This window comes from Jidongwangia harbinensis (assembly GCF_020216025.1).
GTDB classification, from domain to species: Bacteria; Actinomycetota; Actinomycetes; order Mycobacteriales; family Micromonosporaceae; genus Actinoplanes; species Actinoplanes harbinensis.
In genome coordinates this window covers 377604-394210 of the sequence record NZ_JAIWNC010000001.1, presented here as the reverse complement: position 1 = coordinate 394210, position 16607 = coordinate 377604, and the positions used below count along the sequence as shown (strand labels likewise).

15 protein-coding genes and 5 tRNA genes are annotated in these 16607 nt (G+C 72.7%); 12 read left to right on the top strand and 8 right to left on the bottom strand.

From position 1 onward, the window contains the following. The first annotated feature begins 76 nt into the window (after positions 1–76). From ftsE to LDL48_RS01780, 3 genes are all read left to right on the top strand, one after another. Complete coding sequence (ftsE, locus tag LDL48_RS01790) at positions 77–757, top strand: cell division ATP-binding protein FtsE (protein WP_225253159.1); 681 nt, start codon at positions 77–79, stop codon at positions 755–757. 57 nt (positions 758–814) lie between these two features. Further along, entirely contained in the window at positions 815–1690 is an 876-nt protein-coding gene (gene ftsX / locus LDL48_RS01785) for a permease-like cell division protein FtsX (protein WP_225253158.1), read from the top strand. A 78-nt stretch (positions 1691–1768) separates the two neighbouring features. Then, a complete protein-coding gene (locus tag LDL48_RS01780) occupies positions 1769–2194 on the top strand; it encodes a GNAT family N-acetyltransferase (protein WP_225253157.1) in 426 nt (141 codons plus the stop codon). A 48-nt stretch (positions 2195–2242) separates the two neighbouring features. Here LDL48_RS01780 and LDL48_RS01775 read toward each other — a convergent pair whose 3' ends face one another. The 3 genes from LDL48_RS01775 to LDL48_RS01765 are packed head-to-tail and all read right to left on the bottom strand — an operon-like array spanning position 2243 to position 5485. Then, entirely contained in the window at positions 2243–3955 is a 1713-nt protein-coding gene (locus LDL48_RS01775; protein ID WP_225253156.1) for an alpha/beta hydrolase, read from the bottom strand. Between the two features lie 26 nt (positions 3956–3981). Beyond that, entirely contained in the window at positions 3982–4707 is a 726-nt protein-coding gene (locus LDL48_RS01770) for a CPBP family intramembrane glutamic endopeptidase (protein WP_225253155.1), read from the bottom strand. 34 nt (positions 4708–4741) lie between these two features. Next, positions 4742–5485, bottom strand: a complete 744-nt coding sequence (locus LDL48_RS01765) for a protein kinase domain-containing protein (protein WP_225253316.1) — start codon at positions 5483–5485, stop codon at positions 4742–4744. Between the two features lie 598 nt (positions 5486–6083). Here LDL48_RS01765 and LDL48_RS01760 point away from each other — a divergent pair. Further along, entirely contained in the window at positions 6084–6383 is a 300-nt protein-coding gene (locus LDL48_RS01760) for a hypothetical protein (RefSeq protein ID WP_225253154.1), read from the top strand. Positions 6384–6566: 183 nt separating this feature from the next. Continuing rightward, the gene (locus tag LDL48_RS01755; RefSeq protein ID WP_225253153.1) at positions 6567–7406 is read left to right on the top strand and encodes an SAM-dependent methyltransferase; all 840 of its coding nucleotides are present in this window, start codon (positions 6567–6569) and stop codon (positions 7404–7406) included. 96 nt (positions 7407–7502) lie between these two features. On the opposite strand, the gene LDL48_RS01750 is transcribed toward LDL48_RS01755, so the two are convergent. The 3 genes from LDL48_RS01750 to LDL48_RS01740 all read right to left on the bottom strand — a co-directional run bounded on the left by LDL48_RS01750 (position 7503) and on the right by LDL48_RS01740 (position 12944). Further along, the gene (locus LDL48_RS01750) at positions 7503–7868 is read right to left on the bottom strand and encodes a hypothetical protein (protein WP_225253152.1); all 366 of its coding nucleotides are present in this window, start codon (positions 7866–7868) and stop codon (positions 7503–7505) included. 5 nt (positions 7869–7873) lie between these two features. Beyond that, on the bottom strand, positions 7874–11872 hold the full coding sequence (locus LDL48_RS01745) for a polymorphic toxin-type HINT domain-containing protein (RefSeq protein WP_225253151.1): 3999 nt from the start codon (positions 11870–11872) through the stop codon (positions 7874–7876). 472 nt (positions 11873–12344) lie between these two features. After that, positions 12345–12944: a hypothetical protein gene (locus LDL48_RS01740; RefSeq protein ID WP_225253150.1), complete on the bottom strand. Its 600-nt coding sequence runs from the start codon at positions 12942–12944 to the stop codon at positions 12345–12347. Positions 12945–13092: 148 nt separating this feature from the next. Here LDL48_RS01740 and LDL48_RS43290 point away from each other — a divergent pair, with 148 nt between their 5' ends. The 6 genes from LDL48_RS43290 (at position 13093) to LDL48_RS01715 (ending at position 14129) form a co-directional block, all read left to right on the top strand. After that, entirely contained in the window at positions 13093–13224 is a 132-nt protein-coding gene (locus tag LDL48_RS43290) for a hypothetical protein (protein ID WP_255627023.1), read from the top strand. Between the two features lie 84 nt (positions 13225–13308). Further along, positions 13309–13381, top strand: a tRNA-Trp gene (locus tag LDL48_RS01735). 217 nt (positions 13382–13598) lie between these two features. Then, a tRNA-Ala gene (locus LDL48_RS01730) sits at positions 13599–13674 on the top strand. 71 nt (positions 13675–13745) lie between these two features. Next, positions 13746–13818 (top strand) — tRNA-Arg (locus LDL48_RS01725). A gap of 159 nt (positions 13819–13977) precedes the next feature. Then, a tRNA-Arg gene (locus LDL48_RS01720) sits at positions 13978–14050 on the top strand. Positions 14051–14056: 6 nt separating this feature from the next. Further along, positions 14057–14129, top strand: a tRNA-Cys gene (locus LDL48_RS01715). Positions 14130–14253: 124 nt separating this feature from the next. On the opposite strand, the gene LDL48_RS01710 is transcribed toward LDL48_RS01715, so the two are convergent. Further along, positions 14254–15207: an ankyrin repeat domain-containing protein gene (locus LDL48_RS01710; RefSeq protein ID WP_225253149.1), complete on the bottom strand. Its 954-nt coding sequence runs from the start codon at positions 15205–15207 to the stop codon at positions 14254–14256. A gap of 189 nt (positions 15208–15396) precedes the next feature. Here LDL48_RS01710 and LDL48_RS01705 point away from each other — a divergent pair, with 189 nt between their 5' ends. Next, the gene (locus tag LDL48_RS01705; protein WP_225253148.1) at positions 15397–15756 is read left to right on the top strand and encodes a hypothetical protein; all 360 of its coding nucleotides are present in this window, start codon (positions 15397–15399) and stop codon (positions 15754–15756) included. Positions 15757–15850: 94 nt separating this feature from the next. Here the strand turns inward: LDL48_RS01705 and LDL48_RS01700 are convergent, their stop codons facing one another. After that, positions 15851–16501 (bottom strand): lysophospholipid acyltransferase family protein, encoded by a 651-nt coding sequence (locus LDL48_RS01700; protein WP_225253147.1) that lies wholly within the window; start codon positions 16499–16501, stop codon positions 15851–15853. Positions 16502–16607 lie beyond the last annotated feature (106 nt).

The following is a 16607-nucleotide window of genomic DNA, read 5'->3' as shown; positions in this document are numbered from 1 at the left end:
ACCCGACACGTCCGTGCGACGTGCGTTCCGCGGCCCGCCCGGTGCGGTTCGCGTTCCCGAAGGAGACCTTGCTGCCGTGATCGCGCTCGAAAACGTGACGAAGACGTACCCGAAGGCGTCCCGGCCGTCGCTGGACGCGGTCACTGTCGGGATCGAGAAGGGTGAGTTCGTCTTCTTCATCGGGCCCTCGGGTTCCGGGAAGTCGACGTTCATCAAGCTCCTGCTGCACGAGGTGCAGCCGACCAGCGGCCGGGTCGTGGTCAATGCCAAGGACGTGACCACGATGCGCCCGTGGCGGATCCCGCACTTCCGGCGCTCCATCGGCTGTGTGTTCCAGGATTTCCGGCTGCTGCCCAACCGCACCGCGTACGAGAACGTGGCCTTCGCCCTCGAGGTGATCGGCAAGACCAAGGCGGTCGCCCGGCGGGTGGTCCCCGAGGTGCTGGAGCTGGTCGGCCTGGGTGGCAAGGAGCACCGCTACCCGCATGAGCTGTCCGGCGGTGAGCAGCAGCGGGTCGCGGTGGCCCGGGCGTTCGTGAACCGGCCGCTGATCCTGCTGGCCGACGAGCCGACCGGAAACCTCGACCCCGACACCTCCATCGAGATCATGCGACTGCTGGACCGGATCAACCGCACCGGCACCACCGTCGTGATGGTCACCCACGACTCCAACATCGTCAACCAGATGCGCCGCCGGGTCATCGAGATCGAGAGCGGACGGATCGTCCGTGACCAGGCCCGCGGCGTGTACGGCTAGACCGCCCCCTGCCCCGTCGTCTGGTTCTCGACGCGGAGATCCGGAAGGGACCACCCCATGCGCCTCAAGTATGTCCTCAACGAGGTTCTGGTCGGCCTGTGGCGAAACGTCACCATGACCATCGCCATGATCATCACCCTGACCGTGTCGCTGACCATGCTCGGCGCCAGCGTGCTGCTGTACCTGCAGGTCGACGAGATGAAGGACGTCCACTACGGCCGGATCGAGGTCTCGGTCTTCCTGCGAGACGACGTCACCGATGCCCAGCGGACCAGTCTCCAGGCGGCACTTCAGCGCAACCCGCTGGTGAAGAGCCTCACCTACGAGAACCGGGAGCAGGCGTACGCCAGGTTCCAGCGGATCTGGAGCGACTCGCCGGTTCTCGTCACCGCGGTCCGGCCGGGCGCCCTGCCCGAGTCCTTCCGGGTGAAGCTCAAGGACCCCGAGACCTACGACAAACTCGCCGCCCAGCTGAAGGACCAGTCCGGCATCGGGACGATCGTCGACCAGCGGGAGCTCCTGTCGAAGGTGTTCGCCATCTTCGGCTCGGTCCAGAAGCTCGCCCTCGTCATCGCCGTGACGATGGCGGTCGCGGCGCTGCTGCTGGTGGCCAACACCATTCAGGTGGCGGCGTACAGCAAGCGCCGGGAGGTGGCGGTCATGAAGCTGGTCGGTGCGTCCAACTGGTTCGTCCAGGCGCCGTTCGTCCTGGAGGCCATGGCCGCCGGCGTCATCGGCTCGATCGTCGCCTTCGCCGCCCTGTACGCCGGCCGCAGCGTTCTCTTCGGCGGCCCGTCCGGCGCCCTGACCACCGTGCTCACCCCCATTCCGGAGGGCAACATGTGGCTGATGCTGCCGCTGCTGGCGGCCGTCGGCGCGGGCGTGAGCGGCATCACCGCCTGGTTCACCCTGCGCTTCTACCTCCGGGTCTGACGGCGGTCCGGCGACGGCCGCGGTCGTCTCCGCGGTGGGGTATTGCATGATCACTTCCCGGCTCGGCAGAGTGGTGGCGTGAGCGACTACCGGCTGAGCGAAGACCCGGCTGATCTCGACCTGGACCGCGTCGTACGGTGGATCACCACCGATGCCTACTGGGCCAAGGGCCGCACGCGTGAGGTGGTCGAGCGTTCGTTCGCCCATTCGGTCCCGGCCGGCCTCTACGCCCCCGACGGGCGGCAGGTCGCGGTGGCGCGCATCGTGTCCGACCGGGCGACGTTCATCTGGCTCTGTGACGTGTACGTCGATCCCGACTTCCGTGGCCGCGGCCTCGGCACCGTGCTCGCCGCCTGGAGCGTCGAGTGGGCCGAGCGCCACGGCATCAAGCGTGTTCTGCTGGCCACGCTCGACGCGCACGGGGTGTACGCGAAGGCCGGATTCGTGCCGGTCGGACACCCCGAGCGCTGGATGGAGATCGACACCCGGCCGCCGTTCGGCTGACTCTCCCGCAGCGTCCGCAGGTCGCGGTAGAGCGCACCGATGTCCGGCTCAGTCGTCCCGGGTCGCGATCAGGCCGGTCAGCTCCGCGGTCCGCTGCGGGGTCCAGCCGTCCGGCGGCGCGATCTCCGCCCAGGCCGCCACCGGTTCGGCGCCGTAGCTGTGCCCGTGCCCGGCCGGAACCCCGGTGGAGAACGCCATGTCCGCGGTCACCTGCCAGAACGTCACGAACGGGTACCACCGGACGCCGGTCGACACGTCGGCCCCGCGCGGCTCGCGCAGCCAGTCCGGCCGGCTGAGCATCAGCCGCGGACTCCACCACACGATCGGGTCCGACGGGTGCTGCAGGTACGCCACCCGCGGCGTCGCCCACCCCGGCGCCGGACCGTCCAGGTCGACGGCCGGATCACGGGCGAAGCGGATGGTGGCGCCGTTCTCGTAGCTGGGCAGGATCTCGGTGCTGCCCGGGTCGCGGCCGGCGACGAACTGACGCCACAGCTCGTTACGGTTGGGCGGACCCACCAGCAGCATGCCGTCGACCCGGTTACGGATGTCGTCGGCGCCGCTGAACGCCGACTCCGCGCCGAAGGAACCCAGACTCTCGCCGAACAGCAGCAGCCTGGGCCGCCGGGCCGCCGGCAGCTTCGACCAGTCCCCGTACACGGCGTTGAACAGATCCCGGCCGGCCTGCCGGGCGCGTTCCTTGTCGACCAGGAAGGACAACCAGCTCGGCAGGTACGAGTACTGCATGCCGACCATGGCCGAGTCGCCGCGGTACATGTACTCCAGCGGGTCGACGCCGTCCTGGTCCACCCAGCCGGTACCGGTCGTGGTGATGACGACGAGCACCTCGCGGTCGAAGGCGCCGGTACGCCGCAGCTCGGCCACCGCCAGCGCGGCCCGTTCCCGCGAGGTCGGCGCCGAGTCCAGTCCGGCGTAGACCCGGATCGACCGCTTGACACCGAGGCCGCCGAACCGGCGCAGCTGCTCGACGCTGGGCCCGCCGGTGACGAAGTTGCGGCCCTGCTTGCCCAGCGACGCCCAGGACACCAGCGAGCCCGGGCCGCCCGAGCGCAGCGCATCCTGCGTCGGTGACACGTCGGGCTCGGTCTCGGAGTTGATCGCCTTGAAGCTGTTGTCCGTGACGGCGAAGAATCCGTCCAGAACCACGCCGTTCAGCACGCCCAGCGCCAGGACGAACACCGACAGGCCGGCGAGCACCCGCGCGGTCGGCGCCGGCACCACCCGCCCCAGCAGCCGGCCGACGGCGCGGGCCGCGCGGCGCAGCAGGCGGAACAGGCCGATCAGGCCGACCGCGACGAGGACGGCGAGCGGCAGGACGAGCAGATACCGGGGACGAGCCGGCTCGTCGAGGCCCGTCAACCGGTGGATCTCCCGCTGCCAACCGGCGCCCAGATAGAGCAGGACCAGCACCGCCACCACCGCCATGAGCGCCAGGACCCGCCAGGCGGTCCGGCCGGGCCGGCGAACCGGGCGGTTGCTCAGCTTCCCGGCCAGCCAGACCACCAGCACGCCGAGCCCGTACCCGATCGCCGCCGAGATGCCGCCCACCACCGCCTGCAACCCGGGACCGCGGGGCAGCAGCGACGGGGTCAGCGACAGGCAGAAGCAGATCACCGCGCCCAGCAGCCCGACGAAGTCGTAATGCCACCGGTGCACCAGCCGCCACCACCGGCCGTGCGACGGCGGTTTCGGCTGATCCGGTTCCGGCGGCGCCTGCGCCGCGGACGTCGCGATAGTCATCGGCGTGCCACCTTCTCTGTCGGCCGTCATGCGTTCCACCTCGCGATGCCGGCGGCGACCAGGACACCGAGTCCGTTCACCGCCCAGTGCAGACCGATCGGGGCCAGCAGGCTGCCGCTGCGCCGGCGCAGCTCACACAGCAGCACCCCGGCCGCCGCGGTGAACACCACCGCCCCGGCGACGGTGAGGATCTGCCCGGCCGGACCGGGACCGACCAGGCCGGTCACCGCCGGATTGACCCGGTTGAGGCGCAGCGACGGCAGGACGTGCCAGAGGCCGAAGACCCCCGACGACAGGAGCGTGGCCCGGGTACGGCCCCCTCCCGCGCACACCAGCCCCCACAGCACGCCCCGGAACGCGACCTCCTCGAACAGCACGGTGCCGAGGGGGATCACCACGAGCGCGGTGCGCAATGCCGCGCCCAGATCCGTGCGGTACCGCTCGTCGAGGAACGCGGACCGGGTGACGGGCAGCCACGCGGCCAGCAGGTAGACCACGGCCACCGCGACCAGACCGCACAGCCCGTACGCCGCGCCGCGCCGCATCGACCGCCGGCCCAGGCCCACCTCGTCGGCGCTGAGCCCCGCCGCGCGTGCCAGCAGAAGCAGGAGCAGCGCGCCCAGCGGCCCGGCCAGGAGCATCGTTCCCGGCGGTCCGAAGCGCGCGGCAGCCAGGGTCGCGGCCAGCCAGCCCACCGTCGCGACCACCGCCGTCGCCGGCGACACCCAGCGATTCGACGGCTCGGCTGTCACGCCTCGAGCATCGGCGCCGGGACCGGCACCCGCGTCACCCGCGGCGGATGGCCGGGTCAGCCGGTGGCCGGAACGGCGGCATCCACCTGGTCGCCGAGCGGCAGATCGCGGCCAGCTCGTGCGCGCTCGGACGGTCGCGCGGATCGTGGGCCAGCGCCGCGCGTACCGTCGCGCCGACGGCGCGGTGCAGCCCGGCGAGGTTCGGCCGCCCCGAGCCGACACGCCGGATCCACTCCGCGTCGTGCCGGGCGGCGAACGGGTGGACGCCGGTGGCCAGGTAGGCGATCAGGCTGCCCCAGGCGAAGACGTCCGCGCTCGGCGCCAGCGGCTCGCCGCGCAGCTGCTCCGGAGCGGCCCAGCCGCGGCTGCACCGCACGCATCCGTCACCGGCGGGGCGTTCCCCGACGTACTGCGAGATGCCGAAGTCGATGGCCCGGACGTCATCGCCGCCGATCAGCAGGTTGGCCGGTTTGACGTCGCCGTGCACGACTCCGCTGTCGTGGATGGACGCGAGCGTACCGGCCAGCTCGCCACCGAACCTCAGCAGCGAGGCGACCGACATCGTCTCGCCCATCAGCCCCGCCCCGCTCTGGTAACCCTGCAGGTACGCGGTGGCCAGATAGGAGCCGGTCGCGGTGACACCGTGCGTGATCGGGGCGGCCGTACGGGTCACATCCACGGCCGAGGCGATGGCGAACTCACGCCGGCAGGCGACGGCCGTACCGCGGCGGAACATCTTCACCGCGACCGGAGGACCGCCGGCGAGTGGCGTCGCCAGAAAGACCGTCGCGTCCCGCCTCTCCCGATCGCGGACAACAGGCGGTTGCCGTCGACGATCCGCCCGTCACCGCGCCGGGACCACGGGTCGTGCCGTCGGGGCAGCGTGGCACACCGGGCGGGGAGGGGCACGCTCATGACGTCTCCATTTCCGGGAAGCAGGGCATCAGGCCTGCACGGCGGGCGTGCCCGGCTCCGCGGCCGGTGGCTCAGGCGGTGGTCGTCCGCAGAACCGGAGGCAGCCGGGTGGCGCTGAGTTCCGCGGGTTTCCGGCCACCACGCGCGGGCCTCGGTGTCCCACTCCGTTCTCCGCTGCGAACGGGCGGCCTGCACCCAGGCGACGACCAGCGCCGCGGCGAGGGCGAGCAGCAGGCAGACCAGGACGGTGACGCGCGGTCGACGGCGCAAGCACGGTTCGGCCATGACGTCAGCGTCACAGCCCTCCGGCGAGCGCGGCCCATCCGCGAAGGATGAGCGCACGACCCGCCGTCCGGGGCGATGCCACCCGCACGGGATGAGAACCGCACCGGCCACCGCCATGTTCACTGGACCCGCGGATGTACCCGCCGTGGCGCGGCTCCGAATGGAAGGTGATCCTCGTGCTGTGCTCCCTGATCGTGCTGGCGTGCCTGATCGCGGCAGTTGTCCTCGCGGCGCGGCCCCAGCTGCGCCGAGCGGTCCTCGAGGCGGCCGGCCGGCCGGCCATGGCGGTCGCGCCGCCGGCCGCGGTACCGGAGCCGGACCCGCAGACCCTGGAGGGCGTCCTGAGCCGACAGCTGATGACGGGGGAGATCACCGGACTGCAGTACCGGAACGCCATGGCCAGCATCGCCAGCCGCGACGCCGCGCGTCACCCGCTCGACGTGCCCTCCCAGACCGATCCACCGGAACCCGCCTGAGCGGCGCCGGAAGCCGGCCGCGCCCGTCGCTCCACCCGGTGACGTCCGCCCGCCCGGTCACCGGTGGCGTGCCGACCGGGCGGCGGCCGACCGGTTCCGGCCCGCGCCGGGTTCGTGCCGCGCAGATCCGGTGCGCCCGGTACGCTGTGCCCCCTCAGCACCCTGTTGACCCGGGAGTTCACAGTGGAGTACAGCGCCGCACCCGCCGGCCAGGCGGAGAGTCCGAAGCGGAAGACGCCGGTCGGTGTGGATCCCACGGTGCCGAGCGTGGCCCGGGTGTACGACTTCCTGCTCGGCGGCAAGGACAACTTCGCGGTCGACCGGGAGTTCGCCGCCAAGCTCATCGAGCTGACCCCCGGCGGGATCGACGTGGGGCTGCACAACCGGGCCGCCCTGGGCCGGGCCGTCCGGCACATGGTGAACCAGGGCATCGACCAGTTCATCGACCTCGGCGCCGGCCTACCCACGGTGCAGAACACCCACGAGGTCGCGCAGAGCGTGAACCCCAAGGCCAAGGTGGTCTACGTCGACAACGACCCGATGGTGCTGGTGCACGGCCGGGCGTTGCTGGCCGAGAACGGGAACACCACGGTGATCACCGCCGACCTGTGCGACCCGGACGAGGTCCTGAACAGTCCCGATTTGCGCGCTCTGATCGACTTCGACCGGCCGGTCGGGCTCCTGATGGTCGCGGTGCTCCACCACCTCGACGACTCGCAGCGCCCCGGCGAGCTGGTCGCGCGGTACCGCGACGCGGTCCCGTCGGGCAGCCTCGTTTTCATCACCCACTTCATCGACGGCGGCGCGGAGACCGCCGACATCGAGCGGGTGATGCTGGGCGACCTGGGCAGCGGACGGTTCCGGAGCTTCGACGAGGTCCGCGGCTTCTTCGCCGGCATGGAGCTGCTGGAACCCGGCGTGGTCTACAACCCACTCTGGCGTCCGGACCCGGACGACGTCGTGCCCGAGCCGATGAGCTTCGCCGGGAAGATCATCGCGGGCGGCCTGGGCCGCAAGCCCTAGACCCGCGCACCAGAGCCGGCCGGCCCGCACGTCAGCGACGGACCCCGATCCCCGCGGAGGTGCGGACCACCACCGTGGTGGTGGCCCGCACGCCGCTCAGCCCGCGCCGGCCAGCAGTTCGGCCGCCCGGCGGACGGCCCGGTCGTCCGCCGGCTCACCGAAGCGCCGGGCCAGGCCCTCCTCGATCAGGCCGGCCAGCTCGTCGACGGGCATCCCGTCCACCGAGCCGCCCGCCCCGGCCAGGAGGACCAGGATCTCGCGCACCACGTCGTCGTACTCACCGGGATTGCCGGGGTAGACGACGTCCATCGGATCGGCCTGCTCCAGGGCCGCGGCGAGCCTCCGGTACGTGTCCGGGAAGCGCCGCCGCAACAGCCGGTCGACCGCGCGTTCCTCGCCCGGCTCGGCGAAGGACCAGAAGGGCTCCCGCAACGGCTGTTCACCGGGTGCGAGCCCCGCCATCACGGTCACCTCTTCTCCAGGATCGTCTTGAACACGGCGTTCCCGTTGGGCTTGATCTGGTAGACCGCGTACCCCTTGTCGCCGATCGGCACCAGCACCCGGTCGGACCGCGCCGTGTCCGGAATCGTACCTTCCGGGAATCCGTCGCGATTGACGCGCGTGCTCAGGTCACGGACCGCGGCCTGCGCCTCCTGCGCCGTGCTGTAGCCGGCCCGCTGTGCCCGCGCGTCGTCGACGTGGGCCATGTTGCTGTTGACCACCTTGCGGGGCACGTCGCCGACCTTCGGCAGGCACGGGATCCGCGGCGGATCCTCGTTGTGCGTGAGCACGGTCGCCGCCCCGGCCACCACGTAGTAGGTGTGGAGGTCGGCGACGGTGAGGTTGTACACCCGGGTGGTCTCGGTGCGCGTGGCGACCGCGGTCACCCGGACCGGTCCGCCGCCCAGCTGCTGCACCGCGGTGCCCGCCGCCAGCTTCCGGGCGGGCACCCAGGCCCGCTTGGCCGGGACCCAGAACGGGTGCTCCGCCGTGGCGGACAGCACCGCGGCCGGGGTGGTGGCGTCGGCATCGTCGTCGATGCTGATGTCGACCAGTTGTCGGACGCCGTACCCGGTTCTCGTGGCGGTCACCGACCGGGCCGCGGTGCGGCGTCCCGCCGGGTCGGTCGCGGTCACCGCGTCACCGATCCGTACGGTCTCGATCGCCTTGGTCTGGCCGTCGGCCAGGCGCACCCGGGTGCCGGCCACGAAGCTGTTCCCGACCGGGCAGCTGCCGCCGCCGTTCCGCAGCTTCTCGATGATCTTCTGGATGCTGCGGAACTTGTCGCCGTTCTTCCACGCCTTCAGACCGGTGGCACCCCAGCCGAGGATGGGGATCGCGGACCCGAGCGACAGCAGACCGCCGGTCCAGTCGCCACGGCCGAAGGACACCGCGGCGTCGATGCCGTCGCACACCTCGCCGGCGCCGGGGATCAGCCCGCACGCCATGAGCGTGAACTGCAGCATGTCCAGGAGCAGGTCGCCGTTCTCCTTGGCGAACTGATTGAGGTCGGCCAGCATCGTGCAGCCGGCCGTTCCGGCGTTCGCCGGCGTGCTGCACTTGGCGGGGTTGATCAGGGCGTCGGCGAAGTCCTTGAAGACCGTCAGGCACTCCTTGGACACCGACGACGGGTCGATCGCCAGGCAGCCCCACGTCTTGTGGGCGTCCGCGGCGGTGCCCTCGCCGTCCGGCCCGCTGCCCGGCTCGTTGCTGCGCCGGTCCAGCTCGGCCTGCTTGAGCCGGTCGACGTAGATGTCCGCGGCCTCCTGGGCGGCCTTCGCCGCCGCGGCGGCGTCCTGACCGGCCGCGTCCGCCGCCGCCCGGGCCGCATGCTTGGCCTGGTAGGCGGTGTACGCATCGGCCTGCGCCCGCTGCGCAGCGGCGGTCGCGGTGGCCGCCGACCGGGCGGCCTGGCTGGCGCTGGCCTGCGCCCGGTTCGCGGCGTTGCGGGCGGTGACCGCGGACTGCGCCGCCTGGTCGGCCGACTGCTTCGCCTGGTCGGCCGAGGCGGCGGCCTGGTTGGCGAACGTCACGGCCTGCTGCGCGGCGGCGTCGGCCCGGGCCTTGGCCGCGTTCGCGTCGTTGGCGTACCCCTGGGCCCGCTTGGCCGCCTCGACCGCGCGGTCCGCGTCCTCCAGGGCCTTCTGGGCGTACTGCTGGGCCTCGGCGATGAGCTTCCTCACCGTGGCCACGTGCGCGGCCTGCTCCAGGTCACGCTGCTGCGCCTGGTACAGGCCGGTGGTGAGGAAGTACGAGAGGTACGACGGCGGGCCGGCCAGCGCCACCTTCGCGGCGGCCTGGACCTCCGGGCCGCCCTGCTCCATGACGCGGTACACCTCGAGCCGGTCGTCCGCGGCGCGGGCCGTGTACTGCCCGGTGCGGAGGAACTGGTGCAGCTCCGCCGCCGTGCCGGCCAGGGCCCGGTCCGCGGCCGCCTTCAGGTTCGTGCCGGCGGTCGGCAGCATGGCGTACACCTGCTGCCGGTCCTTCGCCACCTTGCCGGCGTAGTTCCTGGTGCGCAGGAACGACTCCACCACGGCGTCGCTGCCGCCCAGCGCGGCCTGCGCGGCGGTCTTCTCCGGGCCGTCGGGCAGCGTGTCGACCAGCCGCCAGAGCCGGGCCCGGTCGTCCTGACCGGCGGCGCTCCGCCGGCCCTCGGTCAGCCACAGGCGCAGTTCCGCGTCATCGCCGCCGAGCGCGTCCTGCGCGGCCTGCCGCGTCCACTCACCACCGATCGTCACCAGTGCCAACGCGGCCCGCCGGCCTTTGTCCCGCACGACCTCGACCGGCGCGTCCACGGCGGCGGCCTCGGCCAGAAGGGTCCTGGTGGTCGCGTCGACGCGGTCCTGCTCGGCGGTGTCCCACAGCAGCGTCCGGTTCCACGCCGCCAGCTCACCGCTCGCCGCGGTGTTCTGCCGTTCCGCCTCCAGCGCCGTCTGGGCCGCCTGGACCCCCTGCTCGGTCCACTCCGCCAGCCGGGCCTGGTCCTCGGTACGCGCCAGCGCCTCCAGCTCGACGGCCTGGTTCGCGGCGTTCACCGCCACGTTCGCCGCGTCCACCGCCGACTGGGCGTGCTTGGCCGCCTCGGCCGCGGAGATCTCGGCCCGGTCGGCGGCGTCCGCCGCGGCCCGGGCCTGGGTGACCGCGTTCTCCGCGTGCTCGGCGGCCTGCTGGGCGTACCGGAACGCCTCGTCCGACGCCTCCTTCGCCTGCCGGGCCAGGCTCTCGGCGCGGTCCGCGGCCCGGTCCGCGGTCGCGGCGGCCCGGCGGGCCTGCGCGGCCGCGTTCCGGGCGCGCTGCGCCTGCTGTGCCGACACACCGGACTGCCGGCCGGCCTCGTCCGCGGCGTTCGCCGCATCGTCGGCGTTCGCACCGGCGGCCTTGGCCGAGAGGGCCGCCGCGGTCGCCTGGGCCATCGCCCGGTCCCTCTCGGCCTTGACCTGCTCCAGTTCGCGGGCGCGCTCGGCGGCGTCGCGGGCGGCCTCGGCGGCCTCCCGCGCCAACCGGGCGTCGCCGGCATTCAGCCGCGCGGCGGCGGCGGCGCGCTGTGCGCGCGAGGCGGCCTGCGCGGTCAGTGCCGCCGCGGTGGTCGCCTTGCGGGCGGCGTCGGCCGCCACCCGGGCGGCGCGCATCGCGGCGTTGGACGCCGCGACCGCCTCGCGGGCCGCGTCGGCCGCACCCTGAGCCGCGTCCGCGGCCCGCCCGGCCGCGGCGGACGCCTTCCGGGCGTCACCGCCCGCCGCCTTGGCCTCCGCCTCCGCGGCCTGGGCGGCCCGCTTGGCCTCGGCGGCCGCGTTGCCGGCCCGGATCGACGACTCCTCGGCGGCGAGCGCCTCCCGTGCGGTGGTCTCACCGGCCTGCTTCGCCTGCTCGGTCAGGCTCCGGATCGAGGCCAGCTCGGCGTCGCGGGCCCGGGCCGTGAACTGACCCCAGCGCAGGAACTCCTTGAGGTCCTCCGGCGTCCCGTTCAGGGCGGACTGCGCGGCCGCGTTCAGGACCGGGCCGCTGTTGTTCGGCGCGCCGGTCAGCATCCGGGTGGCGGCCAGCCGGTCGTCGGCGTGCTCCGCCGCGTCCCGCCCGGAGGTCAGGAACTTGTCGATGCCCTCGGCGCCACCGGCCAGCGCCTGCTGGGCCGCGGACTTGACGGTCGTCCCACCGGCCGCGAGCGCCCGGTACACCCGCTGGCGCTCGTCGGCGGCCCAGGCGTTGCGCCACCCGCCGTAGACGAACTTCTCGATCTCCTCCGGCGACCTGTCGAGCGCGGCGTGCGCGGCGGTGCGCAACGTCGCGCCGTCCATGCCGGCCAGCACCTGGACGGCCGCCCGCTCGTCCGCCTCCAGCGCGACCTGGGCGCCGTGATCGAAGTAGGCCCGGACGTCGGCGTCCGAGCCGAGCAGCGCCGCTTCCGCGGCGCGCCGCACCGACGGTCCACCCTCGACGAGGTCCGCAGCCGCGTGGTCGCGCATCTGCGCCACCGTCGCGCCGGACTCCGCCGCATGCGCCGGCACACCCGGGCCGCCGAGCTGGACTACCAGCGCCAGCGCGACGGCCGCACCGCCGATGCGGGCACCGCCGGGTATGCGGCGGCCTGAACGTTTGACCACGGACCAGACGGATGGCAAGGCCATCACAACCCCCATGAGTGAGAACGGCGTCGGCGCGCCGGAACGGCGCGTCCACAGTGGTGAGGTGGAGAACGGCCGATCAGCCGGGTTGCGTCGCGCGGTGCCCGCCGCCATCACGTACGGGCCACTCGTATCCATGCAGTGCCATCAGCCGCGCGCCTCCCCCGTGCTTGGCCAGGTCATCTACATACCGTTGCCGCTCCCGTTCTGGCCAGCCCGGCGGAATTGATCTACCACTATCCGTAAAGCGGACATGCGTGACCCGTCCCGGTCTGCGGCCCAGCCCGACCTTACGGCCCCGGGCGCGGCGGTGTCATCCCGGTGGCGCCCAGACCCAGCCGGGGAACCGTCGCCGCAACAGGTCGAGGGCGCGCGTCCATGCGTCGTGTTCGGTTCTCCGTGGCGGGAAGACGGTCGGTGGTTCTGGTGGAGTGTCGGTCTCGCGGTAGCCCCAGGTGAAGGACGCGAGCCGCCTGATGGGCTCGGCACGGGTACGCCGGGGGACCGTGGTGAGGAACATGTCGGCGCGCCAGTCGAGGGCGTCGGCACCGCGGAGATTCCGTGCCGGGGCGTCGAATGCCGAGGGCAGGTATCCGAGCGCGAGGAACGGAAGGTCCGTGTCCTGCCAGACCGGGCCGAGGTCCACCTCGCTGGCCTCGTCTACCCGCCCGTCGCGCCAGGAGCGCACGCTGTGAACGATCTGGATCCACCCCATGAGCTGCCGATAGCCCTCGCCCGCGTACACCAGGGTCGCCGACATGCTCGGGTATCCCGCCGCTGCCTCCGGCCCGAACGGCAGGTTCGCAAGGATGTCGAACCCGGCTTCGGCGCCGGTGGCGATCCGCTTGACCCGGACGACGACGTCGCCGTCGCGGTCCTCGTGCGTGAAGGGAATCCGGAGATCGCCTGCCATGTCGGCGAGCGTAGCCACCGGCCCGATGCCCAGGTCTGTCGCGGCAACCGCCGAAGCCGGGCGGTAAATGGAGTTGCCGGCGCCGGTGGGGTGGCCCTAGCGTAGTGATCACCACCAGGACGAACCGATCACGGTCAGGAGACCAACCATGTCGTGGCACACCTCGATCGCAGCGCACCGGCTGATGCCGCGCGGCGAGGTCGCCATGGCCTGTGCCGGGCGACCCGGCTATCCGACCGGCGGCGAGGACAGCCACGACCTGGGCCGGCGGCGCAGCTAGTACCCGACTAGCGATCGCCGCCCTCCCGGTTCGGGACGGGCGGCTTTTCCGTTTCCGGCACGGCCGGCCTCTCGACTCCGGCCTACGGGTGTAGCTCAACCGGCAGAGCACCGGTCTCCAAAACCGGAAGACGCGGGTTCGACTCCTGCTGCCCGTGCGCACTCGCCCCGGCCCCTGGCCGGCGGCATGGCTCATTGACAACTCCACAGCGGATGGCACATCACCGACGCCGCGCACAGCCGTGCGCCGCGTCGCATCGTGCCCGGCCGCCGGCAGATCCGCCGGCGGCCGGGTGATCCGGAGCGGGGGAGACGGCACGCCGCGCGCCTGGGGAGCGTGAGACACCCCGTTCGACCCGGGGTTCCGGACGACATGGGCTTGTGGCGCAGCTGGTAGCGCACCGGTTCGGCAGACCGGGGGTCGGCGGTTCGAATCCGCCCAGGTCCACCACGGAAGGTGCGCGGCGAATCGGGCGGGCCGACCGGTCACGGCGGTCAGGCCAAGCCGGCCACGTTCCGCCTGTCCTCGTAGCTCAGCGGAAAGAGCACCGGATTACGGATCCGGGGGCCGGGAGTTCGAATCTCTCCGGGGACACCGAAGGCACCAGCCCGCCGGCCTGAATGAGCCGGATCTCGCCGGTTCGATCCGGCCAGTCACCCTCATGCGCGTCGTGGACGGCGGCACGTCCAGCGGTCCGTAAAACCGCCGCCTTCGTGGCAGACCTGGGTCGGCACCAGGGACGCGCACTTCGTTGCCCTCGTAGCTCAGCGGACAGAGCACCGGATTCCGGATCCGGGGGCCGCTGGTTCGATCCCAGCCGGGGGCGCAGCACGGTCGTATGCCCGAGTCTGGTCAGGGGACCGCCTGCAAAGCGGTGGACGCCGGTTCGAATCCGGCTACGGCCTCTCGATGATGTGCCGTCCGCGGTGGAGTACACCGCAGGCGAGCGTTGGCTGCTCAACCGCCCCTCATACCGGCGGACCGCCCGGTTCGACACCGGGGCCTGCGACCGTGTCCGGGGACGGCACGCTAGTTCACCGAGACCGCCCACCAGTCGCGGGCCGGTAGCCGCACCCACCGATCGGGTTCGGTGAACGGGCGGGCGTCGGCGGGACGCACGCCGGCGTAGGCACAGCAGTACTCGACGGCGTGGTTCTGGTACAGGAAGACGCGCAGGACCTCGGCGGCGGGTGCGCCGGCCGCAGACCATCCGTCGCCCGGGCTGAGGTCCCATCCGGTGATGACGCCGTCGTGTACCGCCGCGCCCTGATCGCCGCTCTTGGGATTGGCGTACATGCTGTAGCCGACCGTGTCGGCCGACAGCAGCAGCGCGACCAGCGGCATGGAGGCGCCGTACGCCCACGGCTGGCTGACGACGCATCCGCCGGGCACGTCGGTGACACCGAGCGTCTGCATCGACTCGTCGTCGGTGGCGTCCCACATGTCCGCGACGGCGATCTCGTCCTCGACGACCGTGGCCTGCAGGCGCCGTACCGCTTCGGCGGCGTCGATGCCGCCCACGCAGCACAGGCTCATGCCCTCGGCGTCGATCTCGGCGAGCGCGTCGATGAGCCTGCGGGACTCCGCGACGGCGGCGGCCTCCGCCTCCGTCAGTGTCGCGCTCGTGTCGAACAGGTCCGGCGTCGCGCCGGCCAGACTCAGCCGCGCCGGTGACCAGCCGCCCATCATCGGACGCTCGGGGTCCGCGCCGGCGGCCACCAGCGCGCGGGCGTTGGCGGGTCTGCCGGTATGGACGGCGAGCCAGAGCGCGGTGCGTCCGTCGTCCACGGCGTCCACGTCGTCGACGAGCCGGGCCAGCTCCGTCACCACCTCGGCCGAGCCCACCCGCGCCGCGTGGTGCAGGGGCCGCCCGCGCCCGCGTACCAGGGTGTTCGGGTCGGCGCCGGCCGCCAGCCGTTGCCTTACCACGGCGAGGTCCGACCAGGACCGGTAGCCCATCCGCGACCAGTCGACGTCCGTCATGCCGTGCCTCCCCGATGCTCCCCGACCGGCTCAGCGTAGGAGACGACGGGCGAGCACCCGTACCCGGTGGAATTGCTTCTCGGCCGTGCTTCGGATTCGCCGAGCGGGCTGCCCGGCGGTGGGCGCAGGAACAGCCGATCAAGGCGGCGGTTACGCTGGGTCAACAGCGACCCGAGGATGTGACTGCAGATGATCAATGTGCAGGAATTCGCCCGGCGGCTCAGCACTCTCGGAGCCGACGAGTTCACCAGCGACGACGTCGTGGACCTGGCGACCGAGGCCGATGTCCGGATCAGCGCTGACCTCGAGATCGACGCCGGCCTGGCGCAGCGCCTGCTGGACCACATCTCGCCGGCGGTGCCGGTCACCGGAGCACAGATGACGGCGTCGCAGTGGCCGCCACCGGTCTCCGCACGTCCTGCCGCCCCTCCGGTGTCGTTCTCCAGTCCCGGCGCGGTCGACGGCCCGAGCGCACAGCCGGCCCGGTCCCGCAGGTCCGGGCCCGCGCGCGGCGGCCGGCGACCCGGCTCCCGACGAACCGGCAGGTGACAGGGCCGTCCACGGGGATCAGCGCGACTTCTTCGGCCGCCCTCGCCGCCGCCGCGGGCCGAGGGGGGACCGCAGTGTGGGGACGCGCGGAGGCTCAGTGCCGTCTGGCCGTTGCCACCGGTGCGACGGCGCGGAGTTCGTCGGTCAGCCGGGTGGCCAGTTCCTGTGCGGACTCCGACGGCGACGACGGTGTGGGTTCGAAGAACGTCACCTTCAGCCGGGGGCGCCGCGGGAAACGGGTGATGTCCACGGTCCCGGAGACCGCCGCGCAGACGATGCGGGCCTGCGGTACGGCATGAGCCATGCGTCCCGCACCGCTGCGGGCTCGCAGTTGCCGGCCTTGCGAACGGCTGCCTTCCGGGAAGATCCCGACGCAGCCCCCGGCGGAGAGGCACCGCACCGCGGCATCCAGTGCGTTCGTGTCGGCCTGGCCGCGCCGGACGGGAATCTGCCCCATCCCGTCGAGTACGCGACGGAGCAGCGGATTCTTCCAGAGCGACGCCTTGGCGAGGGCCTGGATCTGCCGGTGCCGGCGGGCGGCGAACGCGATGACCACGGGGTCCCACGCGCTGTCGTGGTTGGCCGCGACGATCACCGGGCCGTGCGTCGGGAGGTGGTGTACGCCGACCACCTCGAGACGACCCCACCAGCGGACGACCGGCCCGGCCGCCGCCATGACGGCCCGATAGACCGGCGGGATCCGGCCGGCGTCGCCCCGCGCAGCGGCAGAATGATGGCGCTCCATGACTCACTCTCACTGTTCGGGCCCGGGCCGGGTCACCAGCGGACGCTTGCTGGTCTGCGTGACGTCGCCCGTCCACCGCGTGGACGGCGAGCCACCGGCCCCTGTC

Bases quoted from the DNA above. Each gene is read 5' to 3' on its own strand.
- LDL48_RS43290 (WP_255627023.1), top strand. From the start codon at position 13,093: ATGTCGTGGCACACCTCGATCGCAGCGCACCGGCTGATGCCGCGCGGC.
- LDL48_RS01775 (WP_225253156.1), bottom strand. From the start codon at position 3,955: ATGACTATCGCGACGTCCGCGGCGCAGGCGCCGCCGGAACCGGATCAG.
- LDL48_RS01700 (WP_225253147.1), bottom strand. From the start codon at position 16,501: ATGGAGCGCCATCATTCTGCCGCTGCGCGGGGCGACGCCGGCCGGATC.
- LDL48_RS01740 (WP_225253150.1), bottom strand. From the start codon at position 12,944: ATGGCAGGCGATCTCCGGATTCCCTTCACGCACGAGGACCGCGACGGC.
- ftsX (WP_225253158.1), top strand. From the start codon at position 815: ATGCGCCTCAAGTATGTCCTCAACGAGGTTCTGGTCGGCCTGTGGCGA.
- LDL48_RS01745 (WP_225253151.1), bottom strand. From the start codon at position 11,872: ATGCGCGACCACGCGGCTGCGGACCTCGTCGAGGGTGGACCGTCGGTG.
- LDL48_RS01750 (WP_225253152.1), bottom strand. From the start codon at position 7,868: ATGGCGGGGCTCGCACCCGGTGAACAGCCGTTGCGGGAGCCCTTCTGG.
- LDL48_RS01705 (WP_225253148.1), top strand. From the start codon at position 15,397: ATGATCAATGTGCAGGAATTCGCCCGGCGGCTCAGCACTCTCGGAGCC.
- LDL48_RS01710 (WP_225253149.1), bottom strand. From the start codon at position 15,207: ATGACGGACGTCGACTGGTCGCGGATGGGCTACCGGTCCTGGTCGGAC.